Source organism: Bradyrhizobium sp. USDA 3256, assembly GCF_054058275.1.
The window spans coordinates 6,752,536-6,774,315 of the sequence record NZ_JBSSAE010000002.1; the positions used below are offsets into that span (position 1 = coordinate 6,752,536).

A 21,780-nucleotide genomic window follows, 5' to 3' on the forward strand; every position below is an offset into this window, starting at 1 on the left:
AAAAGCGGCCGGAACCGTCAGTCCGAGATCGCCGCGAGATAGCGCTGCACCGAGCGGTCGAACGCCGCCCTGGCATCGGAGGCGATGTTCTTGTCCCACCAGGCGCCGTAGATCCGATCATAGGCCAGCGGCTCGACCGCGCGCGCGAGGCGGCGGACCGCTGATGTATTGAGCGGGATATAGTTCGGATAGGAATACATGAAGCTGACCGAGCGGCGGTCCATCGCCACCATCGCGATATCCCCGGTCAGAAGCGCGCCGCGCCCGTCGGCGCCCTTGCGCCAATGCAGCATGGTGGCGCCGGCGAAATGCCCGCCGCCGCGCACCAGCAGGATGTCGTCGGAGATGCGATGGCTGTCGCCCTGCCACGGCACGATCGACGGATAAGGCCGCGTCACCCATTGCGCGTCGTCGCCGTGCAGATAGACCGGGGCATTGTCGAACGCCGCGCTCCAGTCGGCGACCGCGCCATAATAATGCGGATGCGAGATCGCGATTGCCTTCAGCCCGCCGAGCGATCTGACATGCGCGATCGCCTCGGCGGTTGCCAGCGGCACGCAGTCCCACATCACGCAGCCGCCGCGATCCGGCACCAGCAGCGCGCGCTGTCCGATCGCAAAGGACGGCTCGAGCGCAAGTCCAACGAGACCGAGATCGTCGCGCCAGACCAGTCTGTGCCGCTCTGCGAGTTCCTCGCGCGTCAGCCACGCCTGCCCCTTCCAGTTCACATATTGCCGCTCGTCCTCGCAGATCGGGCAAGCCGGCGGCCGCGCCGCGGTTTCAGGAAATTGCGCGCCGCATTGTTCGCAGGTCCACAGAGGCATGGGCAGTGCCCTCGTTGGGATGAAGCTGGTGTGCTGATCTAGCGCCGCGGCAGCAGGTGTTCAATGCTTGCGACCCAGTTCCATCTGCATCTCCGCCGGTGCTACGCCGAACTTCCTGCGAAACGAGCGGTGGAAATAAGAGAGATCGTTGAAGCCGGCCGTATAGGCGATGTCGCTGACCTTGCGGCCGGCGCCCTCTTCGTGCAGCAGCAGCCGGCGCGCCAGCAGCAAACGCTGCTCGAGGACGAACTCCGAGAACGTCGTCCCTGCGGACGCGAACAGGCGCTGCGCCTGGCGGGTGCTGAGCGCGTTCGCCCTTGCTACAGCCTCGATCGTGAGCTTGCCGTTGTCGAGATTTTTGAGAACATCGGCCTTCATCAAATCAAGCCGCGCCTTCGCCACGCCGTCGCGCCGCCAGTTCCTTCCTTTCGGCACTGCTGCCGAGCACGAGACCGACCAGGTCGGCGAGATGATGCGCCGCCGCCTGCTGGCCCGGCAGGTCGAGATCGCCGGCAAGCTCGGTGCAGAGCGCGGAATAGCGCTCGATCATCGCGCCCAAGGCCGGCTCGCGCCCGAACACCCGCGCCAGCTGCGTCTCCGCCGAAGGCGCGATCTGGAGCAGCAGGCGCCGCGGAAACCGCGTCGTCGTAAAGCTGCCCGACCGGGTGAGATCGGCGGTGCCGACAATATTCATTTCGGTGAGGCACATCTGGCCGCGCTGAAGCTCGATCGCCTTGCCTGCTTGCGTGACCTGCACCGTGCCGCGCGTCGCAAAGATCAGGACAAGATCGTCGCAGCCGTCATTCAGAAGCGCGCGGGTGCGGGCGAAGCGAGCCGAGCCGCCGCGCGGCGTCGCGATGGCGACCGTATGCAGCAGCGTAAACTCGTTGTGGCAGTCGATGCGGTTGTCGTCGGTCGGTCCGACGTCGAGCCGGCAGAAGCCGCGGCAAATCCCTTCGCGCCAAGCCTCATAGGCCGGCCCTTTCGCCAGCCCGTGATGGAAGATCGAGAACCGGTTGGTCACCTGTGTCTCGGACATGATCCGTGCTCCGAACGCCCGATCGATCAAGGCTGACACGATCGCTCGCTTGCTGCCCGATATGCGCATGTCGTGTGCGCACGTCGTTCCTGTCCCTACGCTTGGCGCGACGGTCCACGACTCCGGCGCGGAGCCTGATACCACTGCGCCGATTGCCGTTAAAGCTATTCACGAGATGCAACCCTATGATGCGAAGTGCGAAAGCCGGGAATAAAACGGCGCAGCAGTTTCGCGACGCGGCGTTGCCGTGTCTCGACGATGCCTATGCGTTCGCCCAGGTGCTGATGCGGACCGAGGCGGACGCCGAACTGGCCGTGCAGGAATGCTATCTGCGCGCACTGCGCCGGTTCGACGGCTTTCGCGGCCCGGCCATCAGGCCGTGGCTGCTCACGATCCTCAAAGCCGTCTGCCAGGAGAGACTCGGCCGAAAACTCGCCGGCGAGAATGCAGCGCCGGAACGGCGCAACAGCGCAACAATCCGGCAACTGGTCGCCGACCTGCCCGCGCCGCTCCGCGAAGTCATCGCGCTGCGCGAGATGATCGATCTCTCCTACAAGGAGATCGCCGAAGTCACCGGCATTCCCGTCACCACCGTGATGTCGCGCATCGCGGAAGCGCGCGCCCTGCTGCTCGCGGCGCGGCGCGCGGCGAACAAGGCCGCGCAGGTGAAGCCGGCAGGCGCTTCAAAACCGACGATCTACCGCGCGAACGCCTGTTGAACCGCCGACGGCTCGGTGATGCCGTTCGCGATCAGGAGCTCGAGCAATACGCGCGCCTTTTGCGGGTTGAGATCGAGCGAGACCGCGAAGCCGAGCTTGTCGTCCTCGACCTCGACATTGCGGTTCACGAAGCCTGAGCCGACCCGGGTCGAACGCACCACCACGACGCCCTGCTTCGCCGCGGCGGCCAGCGCATCGATCGCGCCCTTCGATGAATTGCCGTCGCCGACGCCGGCCAGCACGATGCCCTTGGCGCCGCGCCTGACCGCATCCTCGACCTCAGCGGCGTCCATGTTGGCATGCGAATAGATGATGTCGACCCGCGGCAAGGAAGGGGCATCCGGCAATTTCAGCTTGGTACCCCTGGCTGGAGCGGCCGGCTGCAGAAAGCGAAGCGCGCCGGTGTCGACATAGCCGACCGGCCCGGCATCGGGCGAGCGGAATGTCTCAACGCTGGTGGTATTGGTCTTCTGCACCCAGCGCGCGGCATGGATGGTGTCGTTGAGCACCACGAGCACGCCGCGGCCGCGGGATTCCGGGGCAGAAGCGACCCGCATCGCCTCGTAGAGATTGGCCGGACCGTCGGCGCCGATCGCGGTCGAAGGCCGCATCGATCCGACCAGCACGATCGGGACGTCGGTGTCGAGCACGTTTTGCAGGAAGAACGCAGTCTCCTCCATCGTGTCGGTGCCATGGGTGATGACGACGCCGTCGACTTCCTTGTTGTCAACGGCCGCGCGGATACGCTTGACGAGGTCGAACCAAACCTTGTCGTTCATGTCCTGCGAGCCGATCGACGAGATCTGCTCGGCCGACATCTGGGCAAGCTTGTCGATGCCCGGGATCGCCGCGATCAGGTTGGCCGCACTGACCTTGCCTGAGTCATAGGCGTTGCCGGCGCGGGCATTGGCCTGCCCGGCGATGGTGCCGCCGGTGCCGAGCACGAGCACGCGGGCCAGCGCGGTGCCGGTGGCCTGTTGTGCTGATACCGGCGCGGCAAGCCCGATCATGAGGGCTGCAGCGAGGCCGAGGAAGGGCCGAACGGAATAATTGGATTGAAACGAACGTGGCATGATCTTCTCCCCAAAGCGACAGGTCGCCAGTCCACAACTCGTGGTTTTGTTCCGTAACAAGTGGACAAAGTTGCGGCGGAAGATGCGATGGTCGGAAGCCGGGTTGAAGCGTTTAGTGAACTCCAAACGCGTTGCGCAGCGCGATCTCCGTCCCGACGGTTCGCCAGATCGAACGATCGACGAACAGCACCCGATCCTCGGCGTGGGCGGACAGTCTTGCGATGTCCAGCGCCTGCAGGCGCGCATTGATGGTGTGCAGCACCGCGCCCATGCAGGGCACGGCGAGATAAAGCTCGAGGTGACGGTGCGAGTTCCAGGCCAGCGTGGCGACGCGCATGCCGCACTCGACTCCCTCACCAGATTGAGTGTGAGCGGACCTGCTGCATCAAGCCTGCGAGCATGCCGTGTTCTCCGGAACTTCCGCAAAATCTTGACATCTGCCGGAAGGCGGCGCAACGTTTCTCGAAGATTATTCGACTTTTGGTGCGCCATGCATTTTGGGCTTCCCGACGATCTCCGCGTTCTGCAGAGCCGGGTACGCGAATTCGTGCGCCGCGAGCTGCAGCCGCACGATGCCGCCATCGAGGCGACCGGCAAGGTGCCGGACAGCGCTATGGCCGGCCTGCGCAGGATGGGATTGTTCGGCACCAACACGCCGAAGCAATTCGGCGGCCTCGGCCTCTCGATGCTGGGCAGCTGCATCGCGATCGAAGAGCTCGCGAAGGCCCACACCGCCTTCTACTATCTGAGCGGGGTCAACGTTCACATCGGCTCGAAGGCGATCGAGTTCTACGCCCAGCCGGCGGTTCGCGACCGATGGCTGCCAGAGCTCGCCAGCGGACGGGTGATTGGCGCGTTCGCGCTGACCGAGCCGAATGCCGGATCCGATGCCGCCCGGATCCAGACCCGGGCGCGGCGGGACGGCGACCATTACGTGCTCGACGGCCGCAAGACCTACATCACCAATGCGCCCGCAGCCGGCGTCTTCACGGTGTTCGCCACGCTCGATCCGTCCGCCGGCGCCAAGGGCATCGCGGCCTTTGTCGTCGACGCAAAGACGCCGGGCCTTGCCATCGGCCGCCTGGTCGAGATGGCCGCCGGACGCGGCTCGGAGCATGCCGAGGTGATCTTCGAGGATTGCCGTGTTCCGCGCGAGAATCTGCTGGGACAGGAGGGCGAAGGATTCGCCATCGCGATGCGGTGCCTGGATGCCGGGCGCACCCATTGGGGCGCCTATTGCGTCGGCGCGGCGAGCCAGCTGCTGGACTATGCGCTCGACCATGTCTCGGAGCGCGAGGCGTTCGGACGCAAGCTGCGCGACCATCAGGGCCTCAAGTGGCAGATCGCCGACATGGCGAGTTCGCTGCATGCCGCGCGGCTTGTCGCCTATGAGGCAGCCTGGCGTTACGACCAGGGCGATGCCGCCGCCCGCACCGCCGCGGCGGCACTCTCCAAATATACCGGCGCCGACATGGTGCAGCGCGTCGCCGACACCACCATGCAGCTGTTCGGCGGCGCCGGTTATTCCAGGGACCTGCCGATCGAGCGCATCTGGCGGGAAACGCGGGTCGTCCGCATTCTGGACGGCACCTCCGAGATCATGCGCCAGATCATTGCCCGCAACGCGTTCCGCACACATGAGCGGCGGAACGCGCCGCTCTGACCCACAGGCTTTACCGCTGTATGCCGTCGCAATAGCGCTTGTGTTCCGATCCCGCTGCCTTACTGTTTTTGCGGGACGAGATTCTTGCTTTGACGCGTCTTCCTTGCGCGAACCGGTATCCACTTCGCGCGAAAACGCTCTTGGAGACCACCGTGGCTTCGGGGACGACACTCAAGCTCAAGCAACAACGCAGCCGCGACCGGCGCGAGCAGATCCTCACGGCGGCCACCAAGCTGTTCGGCGAAAAAGGCATCGACGGCACCTCGCTCACCGAGGTCGCCGCCGCGGCGAAAGTACCGCTCTCCAGCATCTATGATTATTTCGAGGACAAGCGCGCGCTGGTGCTCGATGTGCCCGAGGGCAATTTCGAGGCGCTTTATCAGAAGACCGAGCCGCTGCTGCTCAAGGGTGGCGATCCCGTCGAGCAGCTCCGCATCATCTTCCTCACCAACTTCCAGTACATCAAGGATAACCCGAGCTGGGGCCGGGTGTTCTTCCTCGAGATCTGGCCGAGCGTGCTTGCCGCCGAGCCGCGGATCAAGAAGGCGGTCGACAGATACGCGCTGCGCTATGTGCAGCTGATCAAGCAGGCGAGCCGCGCCGGCACCTATCGCCGCAATCTCGATCCCTACACCGCGATGTCGCTGATGATGGGCGGGATGTGTCACCTCACCGCGGTCTGGCTGCTTTACGGCCGCAAATACGACCTGGTGAAGAAGGGCAAGGCGCTGTTCACCACGCTGCATAACGGGTTCGTGCAGCGTTAGCCGCGCCGGTGCGCGGCCGGTTCTCGCAGGCTCTCGTAGGATGGGTAGAGCGCAACCGAAACCCATCGTTCGTCAGGCTGGCACGGAGCGATGGGTTTCGCTTCGCTCTACCCATCCTACGCACCGCGTGGTTCGCGGCGCGAACGATTTGATCCAAATTCATCGCTGTTTGGCCGGCTGTGGCGGCGATCAGCTTCCGGAAAACCAATACACAACCGTCGAAATCCTGTTCTAGTATGACGTCGTGGGCGACCCGCGACCGGACGCGCGGGGACTCGGGATGGGAGCGTACCGATGGACGTCAAGGCTGTTTTGCCGCCGCGTGGCCGCGACTATCGCCTCGATCTGCTGCGCGGCTTCGCCAACTGGGCGATCTATCTCGATCACATCCCGAACAACGCGGTGAACTGGATCACGCAGAAGAATTTCGGCTTCAGCGACGCGGCCGATCTGTTCGTGTTCATCTCCGGCTACACCGCATCCTTCGTCTATGCGCGCATGATGCTCGAGCGCGGCACCGTGATCGGCGCCACCCGCCTGATCAAGCGGGCCTGGCAGATCTATGTCGCGCACGTCCTGCTGTTCGTGATCTATATCGCCGAGATCGGCTATCTCTCCCAGCGCTACCACGACCCGAACCTGCAGAATGAATTCAACGTCGCGGGCTTCATGCACAATCCGGCCGAGACGCTCTATCAGGGCCTGATCCTGGCGTTCAAGCCGGTCAACATGGATGTGCTGCCGCTCTATATCGCGCTGATGCTGTGCTATCCGCTGGTGCTGTGGGCGATGCTGCGCAAGCTCAATCTGACGCTGCTGGCCTCGTTCCTGCTCTATCTCGCGGCACGCCATTTCGGCTGGAACCTGCCGGCCTATCCGTCCGGCTCATGGTATTTCAATCCGTTCTGCTGGCAGTTCCTGTTCGTGTTCGGCGGATGGTTTGCGCTCGGCGGCGCCAGTGAATCGATCACATTCATCCGCTCGCGCGCCTTCCTTTGGCTCGGCGGCGCCTATCTGCTGTTCGCGCTGGTCATGACCTTGGCGGGCCGCTTCCCGGAGCTCGGACAGGCAATGCCGGCCTGGCTTTATGACGCCTTCAATCCGAACGACAAGACCAACCTCGCGCCCTATCGCGTGCTGCACTTCGTCGTGCTCGCCTTCTTCGTCACGCGCTTCCTGCCGCGCGAGTGGCCCGGATATGAATGGCCGATCTTCCAGCCGATCATCAAGTGCGGCCAGCAGTCGCTCGAAGTGTTCTGCACCGGCGTCTTCCTCGCGGTCATCGCGCATGTGGTGCTGGTCGAGGTCTCCGGCAGCATCTGGATGCAGATCGCGGTCAGCATCGTCGGCATCGTGCTGATGACCGCGCTCGCCTACTACCGCTCCTGGTCGAAGAAGGTCGACAAGGCGCCGGCGAAGGCACCCGTAGCTGCGCAGACGCCCGTGGCCGCGCAGACGCCAGCCACCGCGAAGCCGGCGGAGTAAGGCCCCGCTTGATGCGTGACGGCGCGCGGCCGAAGCCGCGCGCAACGCGCAAAGGAGCCTGCTATCTCGCCAGCGGCTTGCCGGCCGTCTCCGGCGCCAGGGCAATCAGCGGCAAGCCGACCACATAGATCAGCGACAGCATCGAAATCGCCAGCGGGAAGCTGCCGGTGCGGGCGGCGAGCGCGCCGATCAGGGTCGGGCCGGCGGCGCCGAGCACGCGGCCCATGCTGAAGGCGAAGCCGGAGCCCGAGCCGCGCAGCGCCGATGGAAACATCTCCGGCAGCCAGATCGTGAACAGGCCGAACGCACCATTGGTGAAGAAGCCGAGCACCGGCAGCAGCACCATGAACAGCGTCAGGCTGTCGAGCCATTCGATCGCGACCTCATAGGAGACCACGACGGAGATCAGCCCGCCGATGAAGAACAGCACCGCGGTGCGGCGCCGGCTGCCGAGCCAGGTGGTTAGCCATGGTACAAGGAGGCAGCCGATCAGCGTGCCGACATTGGTGATCAGGCCGGCCACCGCGCCCATCTCCTGCGCATGCGCCGGCGTCGCGCCCGCGGCGACCAGCTTGGTCGAGATCACGGTCGGGGCCCAGAAGTTCGACGACCACAGGCCGAAGATGATGCAGGCCATCATCAGCGCCGCGGCCCAGGTGGTGCGCGCCTGGTCGCCGGCAAACAAGGCCGCAACCGAAGGCTGCTCGCGTGCAGCGCTGCGCTCGGGTTCGGGAATGTTGCTGCGCAGATACGCAATCAGCAGCGCGGGCAGAATGCCGAGCAGGAACATGCCGCGCCAGCCGAGCGTGCTGCCGATCGCAAGCGTCACGGCGGCGGCGAGGAACAGCCCGGTCGGCGTCGCCGTGTGCAGCCATCCGGCGAGCCGCACCCGCGTATTCTCCGGCACGGATTCCTGCAGCAGCGGCGTGCCCGCGGCCCATTCGCCGCCGATGCCGAAGCCGGCAACAAAGCGAAACAATGCGAACATCACGATACCGGTCGCAAGCCCGCACAGCGCCGTGAACAGCGAGTAGACCAACACCGTCCAGCACATGATCCGGACCCGTCCGTAACGGTCTGCGGCCCAGCCCCAGACCATCGAGCAGGCCCAGCCCAGCATGAAGATCGAGAACAACAGCCCGCCATAGATGCCGATATTGGCCTTGCTCGGCTCGATGCCGCTGGCGGGCAGCAATTCGCTCAACGCGCCGACAAGGATGTAGGCGTACATCGACGAATCGAAGCCATCGAGCATCCAGCCGAACCAGGTCGCCCAAAACACTTTTCGCGGCGACACTGCGCCAGGCGCCGCGACCGACGGCGCAAGCGTATCGACGGTGCTCTCAGTCATGTTTCCTCGCACGTTTCTTTTGTGCGGCGGACTATGCCGAGGTTTGCGCGCCGAGACACCACCGGCAAACGGGACGGAGGTATCCGGCACAAGAATAGCAACGCCGATCACTTCGGCGTCACCGCGAACGCTCGCTCCTTCCACGAAGGACGCGCGGAACGCCGGAATATGTAGAAGGCGATGATGACAAGCGGCACGACAAGTGCGAGCCAGGAGGCCCGGTCCCAGGTGCCGTCGCCGAGCAGCGCCGAGACCAGCCCGAATGCGATAACGGCGAAGATCAATACCGGCGCCAGGAAGATTTGCGCGGTCGAACCTCTCGCTGCCGACATCGGGATCGCTCCGCCGCATGCGCGCGTGAGCGGGGATAATATCCGTGAAACCTTCGATTTTTGGCGGATGCCTTTGATAACGCGGGCCTTGCAAGCAGGGATCCCTCCCGTTTGGATCGGGAAGAATGTAGGAAATGAATGCGTCGTAGTTGAACTCAGACATCGAGTTCGGCGGGCTGAGAGTTCGGCGGGCTGATTGAATAAGAGCGGGTCCGAACCGGCCGGATCGCGGAGCTGAACTGGAACTGGTTCGAAAAAATATACGCCAGACACGCAAGCTGAACACGTTGTAGTGGCCTGATCACCTTCATCTCGTCTGGCGAGCATCACCATGGCTCCCGGCCGTGCCTGGGGATGATGGTGCGGTTCGCTCGACGCGGCGCGATCAGCTTGTTAAGCCGCCTCTCCGCAAGGGCAATTTGAGTCGGGACATGACCGTAGCGATCGAGATGGGACAAACGACGGCCGGCGCTTCGGCGGCCATCGACCTCGAGGAGCTATTGGCGACACGCCTGCTGGTGCAGGGCAATTCGGGTTCCGGCAAATCCCATCTGCTGCGCCGGCTATTGGAACAGAGCGCCCCCTGGGTGCAGCAGACCATTATCGATCCCGAAGGTGATTTCGTCACCCTGGCCGAACGATTCGGCCACCTCGTCATCGATGCCGAGGACCACACCGAACGCAGCCTGCAGGTCGCGGGCGAGCGCGTGCGCATCCATCGCGTCTCCACGGTGCTCAATCTCGAGGGGCTCGACGCCGAGAACCAGATGCGGCGCGCCGCGGCCTTCCTCGGCGGGCTGTTCGACGTCGCCCGCGACCACTGGTATCCGATGCTGGTGGTAGTGGATGAGGCGCAGCTGTTCGCGCCGGCGATCGCGGGCGAGGTGTCCGACGAGGCGCGCAAGCTTTCGCTCGGCGCGATGACCAATTTGATGTGCCGCGGCCGCAAACGCGGGCTTGCCGGGATCATCGCAACCCAGCGGCTGGCGAAGCTCGCCAAGAATGTCGCGGCCGAGGCGTCGAACTTCCTGATGGGCCGCACCTTCCTCGATATCGACATGGCGCGCGCCGCCGACCTGCTCGGCATGGAACGGCGGCAGGCGGAAGCCTTCCGCGACCTCGAGCGCGGGCAATTCATGGCGCTGGGACCTGCGCTCTCCCGGCGTCCGCTGGGCTTGCGCATCGGTCCGACCGACACCCAGCCGCGCAATGCGGCGCCGCGGTTGATGCCGCTGCCTGAAGCGGCACTGGAGGACGCACGCGCGATCATCCTGGCCGCTCCGCCGCCGGAAGCGGTGCGGCCGCAGCGCCGGACGCCGTCGCCGGACCTGCTCAGCCAGTTGATGGCCGCCAAGCAGCCGGCAGCGGAGCCAGATCCCGAAGCAGCGGAGCCACCGCCGAGCGCCGAGCAATTGGCCGAGCGGCGTGAACGGCTGGACCGTATCCTGCGCGCCATCCTCGCCGAGCCCGACGCCGGCTTCCGCGCCATCGGCGTGCTCTATCAGGAGTTCGTGGTCCGCTGCCGGATCGAGGGTCTCGGTGCCGTGGTGCCGGAGCTGACCGATTTCCGCCGGATGCTGACGCGCGCCCGCGCCGGGCTCGGCGCCGATGTCGCGGAGGACGACGCCTGGCAGGACGTCTCGCTGCGCGCCGCGTTGCTGCCCGAGGACATGCAGGGCGTCTTCATGATGATCGCGCGCGCCGCGAAAGAGGGCTGGCCGTGCCCGAGCGATGCCGCGATCGCTCGCGCCTACGGCACGCATTCGCTGCGCCGTGCCCGGCATCTTCTGACCTACATCGAGGAACAAGGCCTGATCGTCTGCCAGCTCGACGGTGCCGGCCGGCGGATCGTGACCCTCGTCGAGCTCGCCTGGGCCACGGCCGCGGCCGACCCGAATGTGGACGACCAGGCGGCGGAAGCAGCCTGTAACGGCTCGTCACTGTAATCAGGTACTGAGCGACCAAGCGTTAGGTGTTGCGCGGCGTCGCGGAAGCGCTGCAAGACAACAAAAGGCCCGCCGGGAGGCGGGCCCTTTCATCTTTGCCGGTTGAGCGATTTTGGTTGCGGAGGGCCCGCAACAGGCCCTCCACGGCCGCCTATCTCAAGCCATTACGCATGCTGCGGCTGCGCAAGCTGACTGACCTGCATCGCCGGCGGATCGACGACCGAGGTACCGCCATGGCCGTCGCTCGAGGCCGTGAATGTGGAAGCCATGTAGTTGCCCAGCAGCGCAATGCTGGCGGTAACAGTGCCGTCCGTCACCGTGAGCGTTCCGTGCGTGCTGTCACCGCTGAAGGTCGGCGTTTGAACGTTCGCGAAATTGATATTCGCGAAATCGATCGTGTCCGAACCGGACATCCCGGCGACAGTTCCGGTGAAGCTCGCGGAATTGTCGAGCTTCAGCGTCCCCGTGCTGCCCAGGAACGTAACGGCCGCGTTCGAAGCGCCCGTCAATTCCAAGGTGGCGCCCGCTGCGATGATGGCGCTGCTGGGGCTCTCTCCCGTGACGTTGAAAGGCTGCCAGACACCCCACGCACTGCCATCATAGGCCCGGATCCAGAGCTGGTCAGTGCCGGAGCCGGCCTGATAGGTCGTCTGGGCAAGTTGCGCCGAAGTGACGTCGATCTCCGTATTCGCAGACTGATTCACTCCGTTGACGTTCCAACGCCCGTTCGTGTTGGAATCCCACAACGCATATTTCGTTATGGTATCGCCATCCGCGTCCGTCGCGCTGACCAGGCTCGAAGCCGCGAAGACCTGCCCCGAGACCGTCGTCACATTCGAGACCGAGACCGTCGGCGCCTGGTTCGTTGCGGTGGCCGTGAAGCTCTTCCAGGAACTCCACATGCTGCCATCATTGGCCTTAACCCATAGCGTATCCGATGGCGAGCCACCGGGGCCGAAGACGTAGCTCACCTGTGACAGGTTCGCCGCGCTTACATCGATCTCGGTGTTGGCGGCCTGGGCCACACCGTTCACAACCCAATGGCCGTTTCCTCCGGTATCCCAGAAGGCGTACTGGGTGATCGTGTCGTTGCCGACACCATCACAAACTATCAGGTGTGGGATTCGACGGCGGATGCGAGCAGCGGGCACTGGGTGGTCGGGGGAGTCGCCCAAGGCACCAATGCCGCCATCGATGTCACGGCAGCTCAGCTTTCGAGCACAAGCTTTCAAAGCGGATCGGGTTCGGACGATCTCTGGGTGAGGGCCTACGACGGCTTTGCCTGGGGCGCGTGGAAGGAGTTTCACGTCACCGCGTCGGTTGACAGCGCTCCGGTCGTGACCGCGTCCGACTTCCATGCGACGGCTAATCAGAGCGTGGCAGCCTTAAGCCTGTTTTCAGTCGCGGATGCCGACGGCGACAATGTCGCGCAATATCAACTCTGGGATTCGACGCCGTCGGCAAGCAGCGGCCACTGGAGCATTGGCGGGAATGCGCAGCCCACCGGCACCGCCATCAACGTCAGCGCGGCTCAAATTGCCGGCACGACATTCCAGGGCGGTACCGTGCCTGACGACCTCTGGGTTCGCGCCAGCGATGGCATCAGCTGGAGTGCGTGGCACGAATTCCATTTCATCGTCTAGGGAGCGGCCCGCGCTGCGGAAACGCCGTGATCTGCGCCCGATCGGTCGACGACACGAGGCCCGATTGTCGTCCTCCCAAAGCAAAAATGGCCCGCGAAAATGCGGGCCATTTTATCGGAACCGGTCGGTCCGGACTTTGGTTGCGGGGACGCGCAACCATCTCAAATTGCTACTTGAGGCAGTCGCTTAGCATTGCCCTCCGAAGGCGAAGGCCACACGTTCGAATCGTGTCGGGTGCGCCATTTCTCCATAGCCGACTCGAACTTACCCCCCTTGCAGCCCATGTTTTCCGTTCTCAATGCGGCGCGAAAGGATGGGCATAGGAGCCTACTTCGGTCATTCCCCGACCTGCTGACGCGTGATGTATCTTTCCATGGGTTCAGGCAAGATCGCATCGTTTAAGGTCAGGAGAGCCCGCAGCAAATACTCCCGGATGCCAGAACGGGGTTTGTTATCGCCGGCATTCTCGATAGCGCAGGTGACAGCGTTCAGGCGCCGTCGGGCAGTCGTACTCGGGCAACAACAGCCACCCTTACCCTTGACCTCGCGATAGCGTGTTAGGTCGGGCCGCGGGGAACACTCAGGTCAAAGCAGGTTCGATTCCATTTGGCGCGATTGGTGAGACCGGAACTGGATGGGCCATGCCCCTTGCCGACATCTATTTTTTGTCGGCGATCACCGCACGTCATCTTGTTGGTATTTCTGTTGGTATTGACCATCGCGGATAACGAAATATATCGCAACTTCAATTCGTTATGCTGTTAGGCGATTGTCCGCCAGGACCACCAGTGAATTCAGATATCAGAGGCTATTTCACCGCCCCGTAGAGAGTCACCGCACCAGAAGCGCTTCGCTTTGTCGCTTACTCGGCCGCAAATGCCTAAGCGGACGGTTTCAATCATTGCAACTCTCAAGCAACGCCTTTGCCATCTTCAGATCCGGCGTATCGAAGCCTTCGGTGAACCAGGTGTAAATTGGCGCCAGGAGATCGCGGGCTTTGCGGCCTAGGCCCTGATTGCGCCACAGGCGGGCGAGGCTGGTGGCGCTTCGCAGTTCGATTGAGCGCGCGTTCTGCTGGCGCGCGACATCAAGTGCCTTCCGCAGGCACTGCTCCGCCTGTTGCCACTCTGCGGACGCGATACAAAGCTCACCTCGAAGATGATGAATCCTCGCCTCACACCATCTCTCACCGGTTACATTGCCGTGACCAAGCGCCGCTTCCAACAGCTCCATTGCCTCATCGCGACGACCAGCGACGCTACAAGTCTCGGCAAGAATAAATCTGCCTTGCTGGAGGAACGCGCCGACCCCGCCTCGCTCCCATGCGGTCAACCCACTGCGCGCGAGTTGCAGGCCCTCCTCGATCTCGCCGCTGCGCACCAGAGCCCAGCCGCGGAACAGCATTCCTGCGGCTTTCGGCTGGGCGAGCTGATGCTCCTCGCAGAGCGCCAAGGTCTCGGTGCTTGTCACCAGGGCCGCCGCCACATCCGCTCGCAAGATGTGGTACGCGCATACGAACCACAGCGCGTGGGAGAGAGTTGGCGCGTGCTCCATTCGCCGTGCGAACCGCACCGCGCTCTCGGCGTGCTGCGCGGCTCGTTCTGGATGACCTAACATCCACGCCATGATCGCACCGAGCGCGTGGGCGCATACCGCCGGGTCGTGTCCAATGTAGTGGAACGCGTGATGGCGATGCTGCCGCTCATCGTACAGCGCGAGGCCCTGCTCGACCTGCGTATACGCTGTGGCGAAGTCGCCGCACAGCAGGGGCGTCGGCCAGGCAGCATGGTGCGCCTGGAGCAGTAGATTTGGGTCGTTCAAGGAATGAGCGACCCGGAACAGTTCCTGGATCGACTCCCGCGCCTTCCCGAATTCGCCGCGGGTATTGTGGAACAGCCACAGACCAATGAGAGGCGCCACCAAATCGGCCGAGCTGTCCATCGCACGTGCGAGCCCGAGCGCCCGGTCGTAGACTCTTTCCACCTCGGGCGCGGTCCACCCCTGTACATTCATCATCGCCGGTCCGAGTTGTGCGAGAATCTTGAGTTCTGCGGCCGCTCGCCCCGGCGTCTCGGGTTCGGCTTCGAGCAATGCGAGTGCTCGGCGAAAATGTCGAACCGCCTCCGTGTTGGCGGCACGACGCACCGCGTGCTCGCCGGCGACGGTCCAGTGGGGTATGGCGCTTTTGTGAAGACCAGCCTCACCGTAGTGGTAGGCCAGCAGTTCGGGATGGCGTTGCGCGACGGCCGTATCGTCCTGCTCCAATCTCTGCGCGATGGTCCGGTGCAGCTGCCGATGCTGCTTGCGCAGCAGCGTGCTGTAGGCGGCGTCCTGCACCAGCGCGTGTTTGAAGACATAGGACGCTTGTGGCGGGATGCCGGTTTGGAAAAGTAGCCCGGCCTCGACCAGCCGGCCCAACGCATCTCGCACCTCCGTCTGGCTCCGCGGGGTGGCGACTGCCGCGATGAGTTCGTAAGAGAACTCTCGTCCGATAGCCGCGCCGACCTGCGCCATTTCCTTTGCCGCTGGGCCCAGCCGGTCAAGCCGAGCCATCAGTGAAGCGTGCAGCGTCGCGGGCACAGCGCGCGCGGAGGCAGGAGTCCCGGACAGGAGAGCCTTCGCGCCGCTTTTGGCCTCGACGACGGCCTTGGTAAGTTCCTCCACGAAGAGCGGCACGCCGTCCGTCCGCGCGACGATTTCATCTACCGCCTCGCCTGGCAAGGTCCCATTGCTGGCTGCGATGCGCTGCACCAGCGCTGCACTTTCGCGCAGGTCGAGCCGTTTGAGGGTCAGAGTGGTCACGTGAGCCTGATCGGTCCAGGGCGGCGAGTACTCGGGGCGGAAGGTGACTAGCAGCAGCACAGACGACCCCTGCACCCGTTCCACGATATGATCGAGCTGGTCCCGCGATGTCGGATCGATCCAGTGGGCGTCCTCGTAGACCATGAACACCGGCCGCTGCTGTGCGAGCACGACGAGTTGCCGCAGCAGAGCCTCGAAAGTCAGATCCTTCTTGCGCTGAGGCGTGAGGTTCGGGGCCGCGTAACGGCCCGTGGTGTTGGTCGGGATCGACAGCAGTTCGGCAAGGAGCGCGATATCCTCATCCGAGGCTTGCGTCGGAGTGAGCAGGGTCTCCAGCTTCGTGATCTTGATTTCGGGCAGGTCATCACGCGCGAAACCCAGCAGCGCGCTCCAACTGCGCGATGGTCGGATGCATTGCGCTATCTTGATGGTGTGGCGAGCAGAAATAGCGCAATCTTGCGTGCGGCTCGTCTGCAAGCCGCTGTGCGAACGCAGCGGCCACGCGCGACTTTCCGATGCCTGGCTCGCCCGATAGCAATACGACTTGACCCTCGCCGTTCTTGGCTCGCTGCCAGCATCGGAGTAATAGCTCGAGTTCGCTTTCGCGCCCCACCAGGGGCACCTTCCCCCCGGAGGGATGCAATGCTTCGAAGCGACTTTCGACCGCGCTCTCGCGAAGGACGCGCCAAGCCGGCACCGGTTCGGTAAACCCCTTTACCTCGACTGCCCCGAGGTCGTCGTATTCGAAGAGACCGCCGGCCGAGCGATGCGTCCGTTGGTCGACCAAGACCGCGCTCGGCGTGGCAAGAGCTTGCAGCCGAGCGGCAAGGTTCGGCGTTTCGCCGACCACCGCCTGCTCTTGGGCAGCGCCGGCTCCAATAAGATCACCGACAACGACCAGCCCAGTCGCGACACCGACACGAACCCGCAGCGGCTCCTCCATGGCAGGAAGAGAGCCGACCGCGTCCACAAGTACAAGACCGGCGCGGATCGCCCGCTCAGCGTCGTCCTCGTGCGCCGCAGGATAGCCGAAGTACACGAGCACCCCGTCACCCATATACTTGGCTACAAAGCCATCGAAACTGCGAATAGTCTCAGCAACGCAGTGATGATATGCGCCGATCACGTCACGCAAGTCCTCGGGATCAAGGCGTGAGGCGAGCACCGTCGAGCCAACCAGATCGCAAAACATCACGGTCAACTGCCGCCGCTCGGCGGAGACACTTGATCGCAGCGAGGCGTCTGGTTGCAGTTCCGGCCGTGCCATAGCCGACCCGGCACTCAGCGTGGCACCGCAATCGCCGCAGAACTTTGAGCCTGGCGGGTTGACGCACCCGCATCGCGGACAAGCAGAGGGCAGCGCTCCCCCGCATTCCGTGCAGAACCGCTTCTCATCGGGCACTTGCGCCCGACAACTCGGGCATTGCATGCAGCACCTGCATGACGGAAAAATTCAACCTACCACAGCCCGGCGAGTGTGGATGCAAAAAACACCATTTGGCGGCCGACCTCACCACAGCGCCACGCTGGCAAAGCCGCACGGCGGATGTTTGGATTATGGAAGTCACCCCAGTTTTGCGTCAGAAACGACCCGTCAAACCACAATGAACGCAATCGAAACCAAACAAAACCGCAGCAAAATCAGCGAAGCCGATCGATATCCGCCGCCCACAACGGTCTGGTTGCAGGTTCGAGTCCTGCCGGACCCGCCACGCTTCGCCCTTTGGGCTACGCGTGGCGCAGCCAGGAGGAGCCCAAAGGGCGAAGGCGGGCCATCAGCTCACAAGCTACGGCTCGGCAGGCCACCATTCCCAACCGCAAGGCCGACGTCGTTCCCGCTGCCAAGCGAAATATCGAAAAACAACCCCATGCAAAGTAGCCGGCGCGGTCGATGCTTTGAGCGAAGCCGACCTTCGACGCTGTCACCTTGGTGTCCCAAGCGCACATGCGACCCTAATCGCTCCTGCGCAGAAACAAGTAGTCCGCAGCATACGGGATGCTGAGGTATGCGCCGGCGCCTTCGCACGGTCCCCGCGCCATTCCGCCTTTGGTATTGATTCGCAAAACAGTTGCCGCATCGAACAGGATGCCCTTGTTGCGGCGGTCCACGACTTCGATTTCCAGCCACGGAATGTCGCTCGTTGTAGCAGCTGGCATGCTCGCGACCACCCTGCCCTTCACTCCGCTGCCGTCGATGTGGTCCCAACTTGGCCCGGAGTAGTGCCGACCAATCGATTGTCCGTCAACCATGAGCGTAGCGATCGGTTCGCGAAACTGCCATGTCAGGGCCTGAACCTGCGATGCCGGCATCGAGGTGTCTGGTTTGCACTCGTAAATCTGGGCGCCTTCAGCGTGAAGGGTAGCGATGATCCTATTCTTGTCCAAGGCCCACAGCGGTTCCGCCAATGCCTTGACAACGAGAACTATAGAAACAAGCGAGACCGTGCCAGGCAAAACTTTCGAAGAGATCTTCATCGGTCTCTGGCTTCAAGTGATTCAATCCAAGTGGTCGGAGCTCGAGCGAAGTACTTTCCGGGCCTAACGCTCACGGAGCGCGTCCTGGCGGTAGCGACGCAAGGGCGAAAGCAGGTAGCTCAGGATGTTCCGCGATCCGGTTTTGATCTCGACCGTCACGGCCATGCCGGGTGACAGTCTGACGATTCTGTCGTCGATCTGCATCCAGTCGCGATCAAGCGAAATGCGCGCGGCATAGTTCAGTTCCTGTCCCTTCGGCTCACTGGTCTCATTCGGAGAGCCGGGCGCTCGGTTACCAGTGGGCTGTTGTTGGCGCTGGCTGATCAGGGCGTCCTGTGAAACCGAGAGGACTTCGCCGTGCAGGAGGCCGTAGCGCGTGAAATTGAAGGTGTCGACCTTGATCTCGGCGTCTTGTCCAGCGTGCACAAAGCCGATGTCGCTGTTCGGCACCATCGCCTCGATCTCCAGCCGGCTGTCACTCGGCACGATCACGAGCAGAGGCTGCGCCGGCGTGACCACGCCGCCGACCGTGTGGATCGCCAGCTGCTGTACCACGCCATCAACGGGAGCGGTGAGAAGTTGAAGTTTCATCCGCTGTTCGGCCTTGATCAGGTCCTGGGTGAGGCCGTTCGCCTTTTGCTCCGCCTTGGCAAGTTCGTCGGAGATCGCGCGCCGATATTCCGCTACCGCTTGGCCACGCGTTTCGCGGATCGCGGCAATCGCGGCCTCCGTCTCTCGCAGGTGGCTATTCTGAACGCCGAACTCTTCCTGCTGCTCGACCAGTAGCTGGAACACCTCGAAATAGCTGAGCTTCGAACCCAATTCCTTGTCCACAAGCGTCTTGCGAATGTCGACGCGTGACTGGATGACCGGAAGGATCGTTTCGAGCTTGTGGATCGTCGCTGCAATCGTGGCCTGCTCGGCTTCCTTCTGCGCTTGTTGACGGACGAGCGCAGCAATCTTGGCGCGATGCTCGGTCACCTGGTTCAGCAGGAGCTGACGCTGAATTCCGATCAGTTCCTGATCTGCGCCGGCGGGGGCCTTGAATTCGGCGAGCGGATCATCGCCAGCGCCGAGCGCCGCCCGCAGCCGCGCGATATTGAGCCGCTCGGCCAAGAGGTCGCTGCGCAGGCGATCGCGCTCGGCCCCGTTGGCCGTCGGATCGAGTTCGATCAGAACGTCACCGGCCTTAACCGTCATCCCGTCTTGCACCCGGATCACACGCACAACCCCGGTCTCGAACGGCTGGATGACTTTGACCCTGCCTCCCGGCAGGATCTTACCCGTCGCCGACGCAACGATGTCGACCGTGCCCCACCAGGCCCAACCTAGCGCCGCACAGAACAACACAATAATGGCGGCGCTAATCGCACGGCCGATTGGTGAGGGCGGCGTTTCCACGATTTCGAGCGCGGCCGGCAGAAATGCCAGTTCTTCGAGGCGGCGCCGCGCATTGGAATGCGGGACGACGCGTCGCGCGACCCGGGCAGCGATCGCCTGTTCAGCCGGCTTCATGGAGTCCCCCTTGCAGCCGGTGCAACGATGCATAGCGGCCGCCGCTCTTGATGAGCACGTCGTGGCTGCCATCCTCGACAAGGCGGCCGCGATCAAGCGTCACAATGCGGTCTGCCGTGCGAACGGTTGAAAGCCGGTGCGCGATCACCAGCACCGTGCGCCCGCTAGCGATCGCCCTCATATTCTGCTGAATGATACGCTCGCTCTCATAGTCGAGGGCGCTGGTGGCCTCGTCAAAGATCAGGATGCGTGGATCGTTGACGAGCGCGCGCGCGATCGCGACACGCTGGCGCTGGCCGCCCGACAGCGTGGATCCACGCTCGCCGACCACGGTGTCATACCCCTCGACAAGCTCGAGGATGAACTCGTGAGCACCAGCGAGCCGAGCGGCGGCGACGATGCGCTCCATCGGCATCGCCGGGTCTGCGAGCGCGATATTGTCGCGCACCGAGCGGTTGAACAGCACGTTCTCCTGCAGGACCACGCCGATCTGACGGCGCAACCAGGCGGGATCGGCCATTGCGATATCCATTCCATCCACCAGCACCCGTCCGCGCTCCGGGACGTAGAGGCGCTGGACCAGCTTTGTGATCGTGCTCTTACCGGACCCGGAGGGGCCGACGATGCCAACCGTCTGGCCGGCCGGGACGTCGAAGCAGATATCGTGCAGGACCTCCTGGCCGTCGACGCGGTAGCGGAACGAGACGTGGTCGAACTCGATATCGCCGCGGATCGCCGGCAGCCGTACACGTCCGGCCGCATAGGTCGGCTCCGCGGTCGCATTGAGGATATCGCCTAGCCGCGCTATCGAGAGCCGCGCCTGGTGGAAGTCCTGCCAAAGCTGGGCGAGCCGCAGGACCGGCGCGCTCACCCTTCCCGCCAGGAGATTGAAGGCGACGAGTTCGCCGACGGTGAGGCTGCCGTCAATCACGAGCCTCGCGCCGCAATACAGGATGCCGGCCGTAGCGATCTTGTTCACCAGCTGGACCGTCTGGCTCGCGCTGTTGCCAAGGCTCAGGACCCGGAAGCTTGCGGTAACGTAGCCGGCGAGCTGCTCCTCCCAGCGGCGCTGCATCTGCGGCTCAACCGCCATGGCCTTGAGCGTCTCGATTCCGGTCACGCTCTCGACCAGGAAGGCTTGGTTCTCGGCACCGCGCCGGAACTTCTCGTCGAGGCGCCGCCGAAACAGCGGCGTCGCCCCCGCCGAGATCGCGATATAGAACGGGAAGGAAGCCAGCACGATCCAGCTGAGGAGCGGTGAGTAGAGAAACATCACCGCCACAAAGACGAAAGTGAACAGGAGATCGATGACCAGTGTAAGCGCCGAGCTGGTGAGGAAATTTCGGATGTTCTCCAGCTCGCGCACCCGCGCGACCGAATCGCCGACACGCCGCGCCTGGAAATAGGCCATTGGCAAAGCCAGCAGGTGGCGAAAGAGACGCGCCCCGAGTTCGACGTCGATGCGATTGGTCGTGTGCGCGAACAGATACGTCCGGAGGATTGCCAGGACGGTCTCGAACACCGAGACGGTGACCAATCCAAGAACGAGGACGTCGAGGGTGCTCAGGGAGCGATGCACCAGCACCTTGTCAATGACGACCTGGAAGAACAGCGGTGAGACCAGCCCCAGCAGTTGCAGGAAGAACGAGGCGAGCAGGACCTCGCTCAGAAGACGACGATATTTGTGGATTGCCGCCAGGAACCAGGTGATGTTGAACGTCCGGGTGACGTCCGCCAATCCGGCACGGCGGGTCATCAGGATCAGACCGCCGTCCCAGATCGCCAGAAGCTCGTCCCGCGTCATCAAGATGGGCCGGCGCTGCAGCGGCGAATGGACCAGGACTTTTTCCTCGTCAGCCTTGGCGAGCAGCAGGAACCCGCCATCGCGCAGGGGAGCAATGGCGGGCAGCGGTGTGCTCGCAAGCCGCAACCAGTCGGTCCGGCAGACTCGCGCCTTGAGTCCGAGATCCCTGGCGCACCGGAGCATCTCCGGTGCGCCTATCTTGTCCGTTCCCAGCCGATGCGCGATTTGTCCGGCATCGGCCGCGACGCCCTGGAGATGCAGCAGCGTCACTAGCGCTTCGAGACCAGGATCGGCCGGCTTTGCGGCGCTGGCTTCGGTGCTCATTGGTTTTCTCCAGGGCGA

At 63.7% G+C, this 21,780-nt stretch carries 18 protein-coding genes and 2 pseudogenes; 6 read left to right on the plus strand and 14 right to left on the minus strand.

The features are described from left to right. Positions 1 to 17: 17 nt before the first annotated feature. The 3 genes from ACVWY5_RS33865 to ACVWY5_RS33875 are packed head-to-tail and all read right to left on the minus strand — an operon-like array spanning position 18 to position 1,863. Positions 18 to 824 carry an MBL fold metallo-hydrolase gene (locus ACVWY5_RS33865; RefSeq protein WP_028337679.1) on the minus strand — a complete coding sequence of 269 codons (807 nt, stop codon included), beginning with the start codon at positions 822 to 824 and terminating at the stop codon, positions 18 to 20. A gap of 60 nt (positions 825 to 884) precedes the next feature. Next, positions 885 to 1,226 (minus strand): helix-turn-helix transcriptional regulator, encoded by a 342-nt coding sequence (locus tag ACVWY5_RS33870; protein WP_321176680.1) that lies wholly within the window; start codon positions 1,224 to 1,226, stop codon positions 885 to 887. Further along, positions 1,207 to 1,863 carry an AraC-like ligand-binding domain-containing protein gene (locus tag ACVWY5_RS33875; RefSeq protein ID WP_321176679.1) on the minus strand — a complete coding sequence of 219 codons (657 nt, stop codon included), beginning with the start codon at positions 1,861 to 1,863 and terminating at the stop codon, positions 1,207 to 1,209. The genes ACVWY5_RS33870 and ACVWY5_RS33875 overlap by 20 nt, the downstream gene beginning before the upstream one ends. 74 nt (positions 1,864 to 1,937) lie before the next feature. Between ACVWY5_RS33875 and ACVWY5_RS33880 the strand changes: the two genes are divergently transcribed. Next, positions 1,938 to 2,582, plus strand: coding sequence for a sigma factor-like helix-turn-helix DNA-binding protein (locus tag ACVWY5_RS33880; protein WP_321176678.1), 645 nt, complete (start codon positions 1,938 to 1,940; stop codon positions 2,580 to 2,582). Here ACVWY5_RS33880 and ACVWY5_RS33885 read toward each other — a convergent pair. Further along, positions 2,561 to 3,655: an asparaginase gene (locus tag ACVWY5_RS33885; RefSeq protein WP_244482422.1), complete on the minus strand. Its 1,095-nt coding sequence runs from the start codon at positions 3,653 to 3,655 to the stop codon at positions 2,561 to 2,563. The genes ACVWY5_RS33880 and ACVWY5_RS33885 overlap by 22 nt on opposite strands. A gap of 112 nt (positions 3,656 to 3,767) precedes the next feature. Beyond that, positions 3,768 to 4,001, minus strand: a pseudogene (locus ACVWY5_RS33890) (AMP-binding protein); the annotation flags it as partial. Positions 4,002 to 4,145: 144 nt separating this feature from the next. Here ACVWY5_RS33890 and ACVWY5_RS33895 point away from each other — a divergent pair. From ACVWY5_RS33895 to ACVWY5_RS33905, 3 genes are all read left to right on the plus strand, one after another. Further along, positions 4,146 to 5,318, plus strand: coding sequence for an acyl-CoA dehydrogenase family protein (locus ACVWY5_RS33895; RefSeq protein WP_028337675.1), 1,173 nt, complete (start codon positions 4,146 to 4,148; stop codon positions 5,316 to 5,318). A 152-nt stretch (positions 5,319 to 5,470) separates the two neighbouring features. After that, positions 5,471 to 6,085 (plus strand): TetR/AcrR family transcriptional regulator, encoded by a 615-nt coding sequence (locus tag ACVWY5_RS33900; RefSeq protein ID WP_050386137.1) that lies wholly within the window; start codon positions 5,471 to 5,473, stop codon positions 6,083 to 6,085. A 294-nt stretch (positions 6,086 to 6,379) separates the two neighbouring features. Then, positions 6,380 to 7,570: an OpgC domain-containing protein gene (locus tag ACVWY5_RS33905; protein ID WP_028337674.1), complete on the plus strand. Its 1,191-nt coding sequence runs from the start codon at positions 6,380 to 6,382 to the stop codon at positions 7,568 to 7,570. A gap of 61 nt (positions 7,571 to 7,631) precedes the next feature. On the opposite strand, the gene ACVWY5_RS33910 is transcribed toward ACVWY5_RS33905, so the two are convergent. Then, entirely contained in the window at positions 7,632 to 8,921 is a 1,290-nt protein-coding gene (locus ACVWY5_RS33910; RefSeq protein WP_028337673.1) for an MFS transporter, read from the minus strand. Between the two features lie 107 nt (positions 8,922 to 9,028). Next, entirely contained in the window at positions 9,029 to 9,253 is a 225-nt protein-coding gene (locus ACVWY5_RS33915) for a hypothetical protein (protein ID WP_051376374.1), read from the minus strand. 431 nt (positions 9,254 to 9,684) lie between these two features. On the opposite strand from ACVWY5_RS33915, the gene ACVWY5_RS33920 reads away from it, so the two are divergent. After that, entirely contained in the window at positions 9,685 to 11,199 is a 1,515-nt protein-coding gene (locus ACVWY5_RS33920; protein WP_028337672.1) for an ATP-binding protein, read from the plus strand. 164 nt (positions 11,200 to 11,363) lie between these two features. Here ACVWY5_RS33920 and ACVWY5_RS33925 read toward each other — a convergent pair whose 3' ends face one another. Next, positions 11,364 to 12,224 carry a hypothetical protein gene (locus ACVWY5_RS33925; protein ID WP_038378005.1) on the minus strand — a complete coding sequence of 287 codons (861 nt, stop codon included), beginning with the start codon at positions 12,222 to 12,224 and terminating at the stop codon, positions 11,364 to 11,366. A 15-nt stretch (positions 12,225 to 12,239) separates the two neighbouring features. On the opposite strand from ACVWY5_RS33925, the gene ACVWY5_RS33930 reads away from it, so the two are divergent. Further along, positions 12,240 to 12,842 carry a hypothetical protein gene (locus tag ACVWY5_RS33930; RefSeq protein WP_028337685.1) on the plus strand — a complete coding sequence of 201 codons (603 nt, stop codon included), beginning with the start codon at positions 12,240 to 12,242 and terminating at the stop codon, positions 12,840 to 12,842. A gap of 894 nt (positions 12,843 to 13,736) precedes the next feature. Here ACVWY5_RS33930 and ACVWY5_RS33935 read toward each other — a convergent pair. The 6 genes and pseudogenes from ACVWY5_RS33935 to ACVWY5_RS33960 form a co-directional block, all read right to left on the minus strand. Further along, positions 13,737 to 16,121, minus strand: a complete 2,385-nt coding sequence (locus ACVWY5_RS33935) for a hypothetical protein (protein WP_456671745.1) — start codon at positions 16,119 to 16,121, stop codon at positions 13,737 to 13,739. Continuing rightward, positions 16,009 to 16,911, minus strand: a complete 903-nt coding sequence (locus ACVWY5_RS33940) for an adenylate/guanylate cyclase domain-containing protein (protein ID WP_456671786.1) — start codon at positions 16,909 to 16,911, stop codon at positions 16,009 to 16,011. Before ACVWY5_RS33940 ends, ACVWY5_RS33935 begins: the two co-directional genes overlap by 113 nt. Positions 16,912 to 16,947: 36 nt before the next feature. Next, positions 16,948 to 17,073 (minus strand): annotated as a pseudogene (locus tag ACVWY5_RS33945) (zinc-ribbon domain-containing protein); the annotation flags it as partial. Positions 17,074 to 17,597: 524 nt separating this feature from the next. Beyond that, complete coding sequence (locus tag ACVWY5_RS33950) at positions 17,598 to 18,119, minus strand: DUF3455 domain-containing protein (RefSeq protein ID WP_028337671.1); 522 nt, start codon at positions 18,117 to 18,119, stop codon at positions 17,598 to 17,600. A 63-nt stretch (positions 18,120 to 18,182) separates the two neighbouring features. Then, the gene (locus ACVWY5_RS33955) at positions 18,183 to 19,634 is read right to left on the minus strand and encodes an HlyD family type I secretion periplasmic adaptor subunit (RefSeq protein WP_028337670.1); all 1,452 of its coding nucleotides are present in this window, start codon (positions 19,632 to 19,634) and stop codon (positions 18,183 to 18,185) included. Next, complete coding sequence (locus ACVWY5_RS33960; protein ID WP_028337669.1) at positions 19,621 to 21,762, minus strand: type I secretion system permease/ATPase; 2,142 nt, start codon at positions 21,760 to 21,762, stop codon at positions 19,621 to 19,623. Before ACVWY5_RS33960 ends, ACVWY5_RS33955 begins: the two co-directional genes overlap by 14 nt. Positions 21,763 to 21,780: the final 18 nt, after the last annotated feature.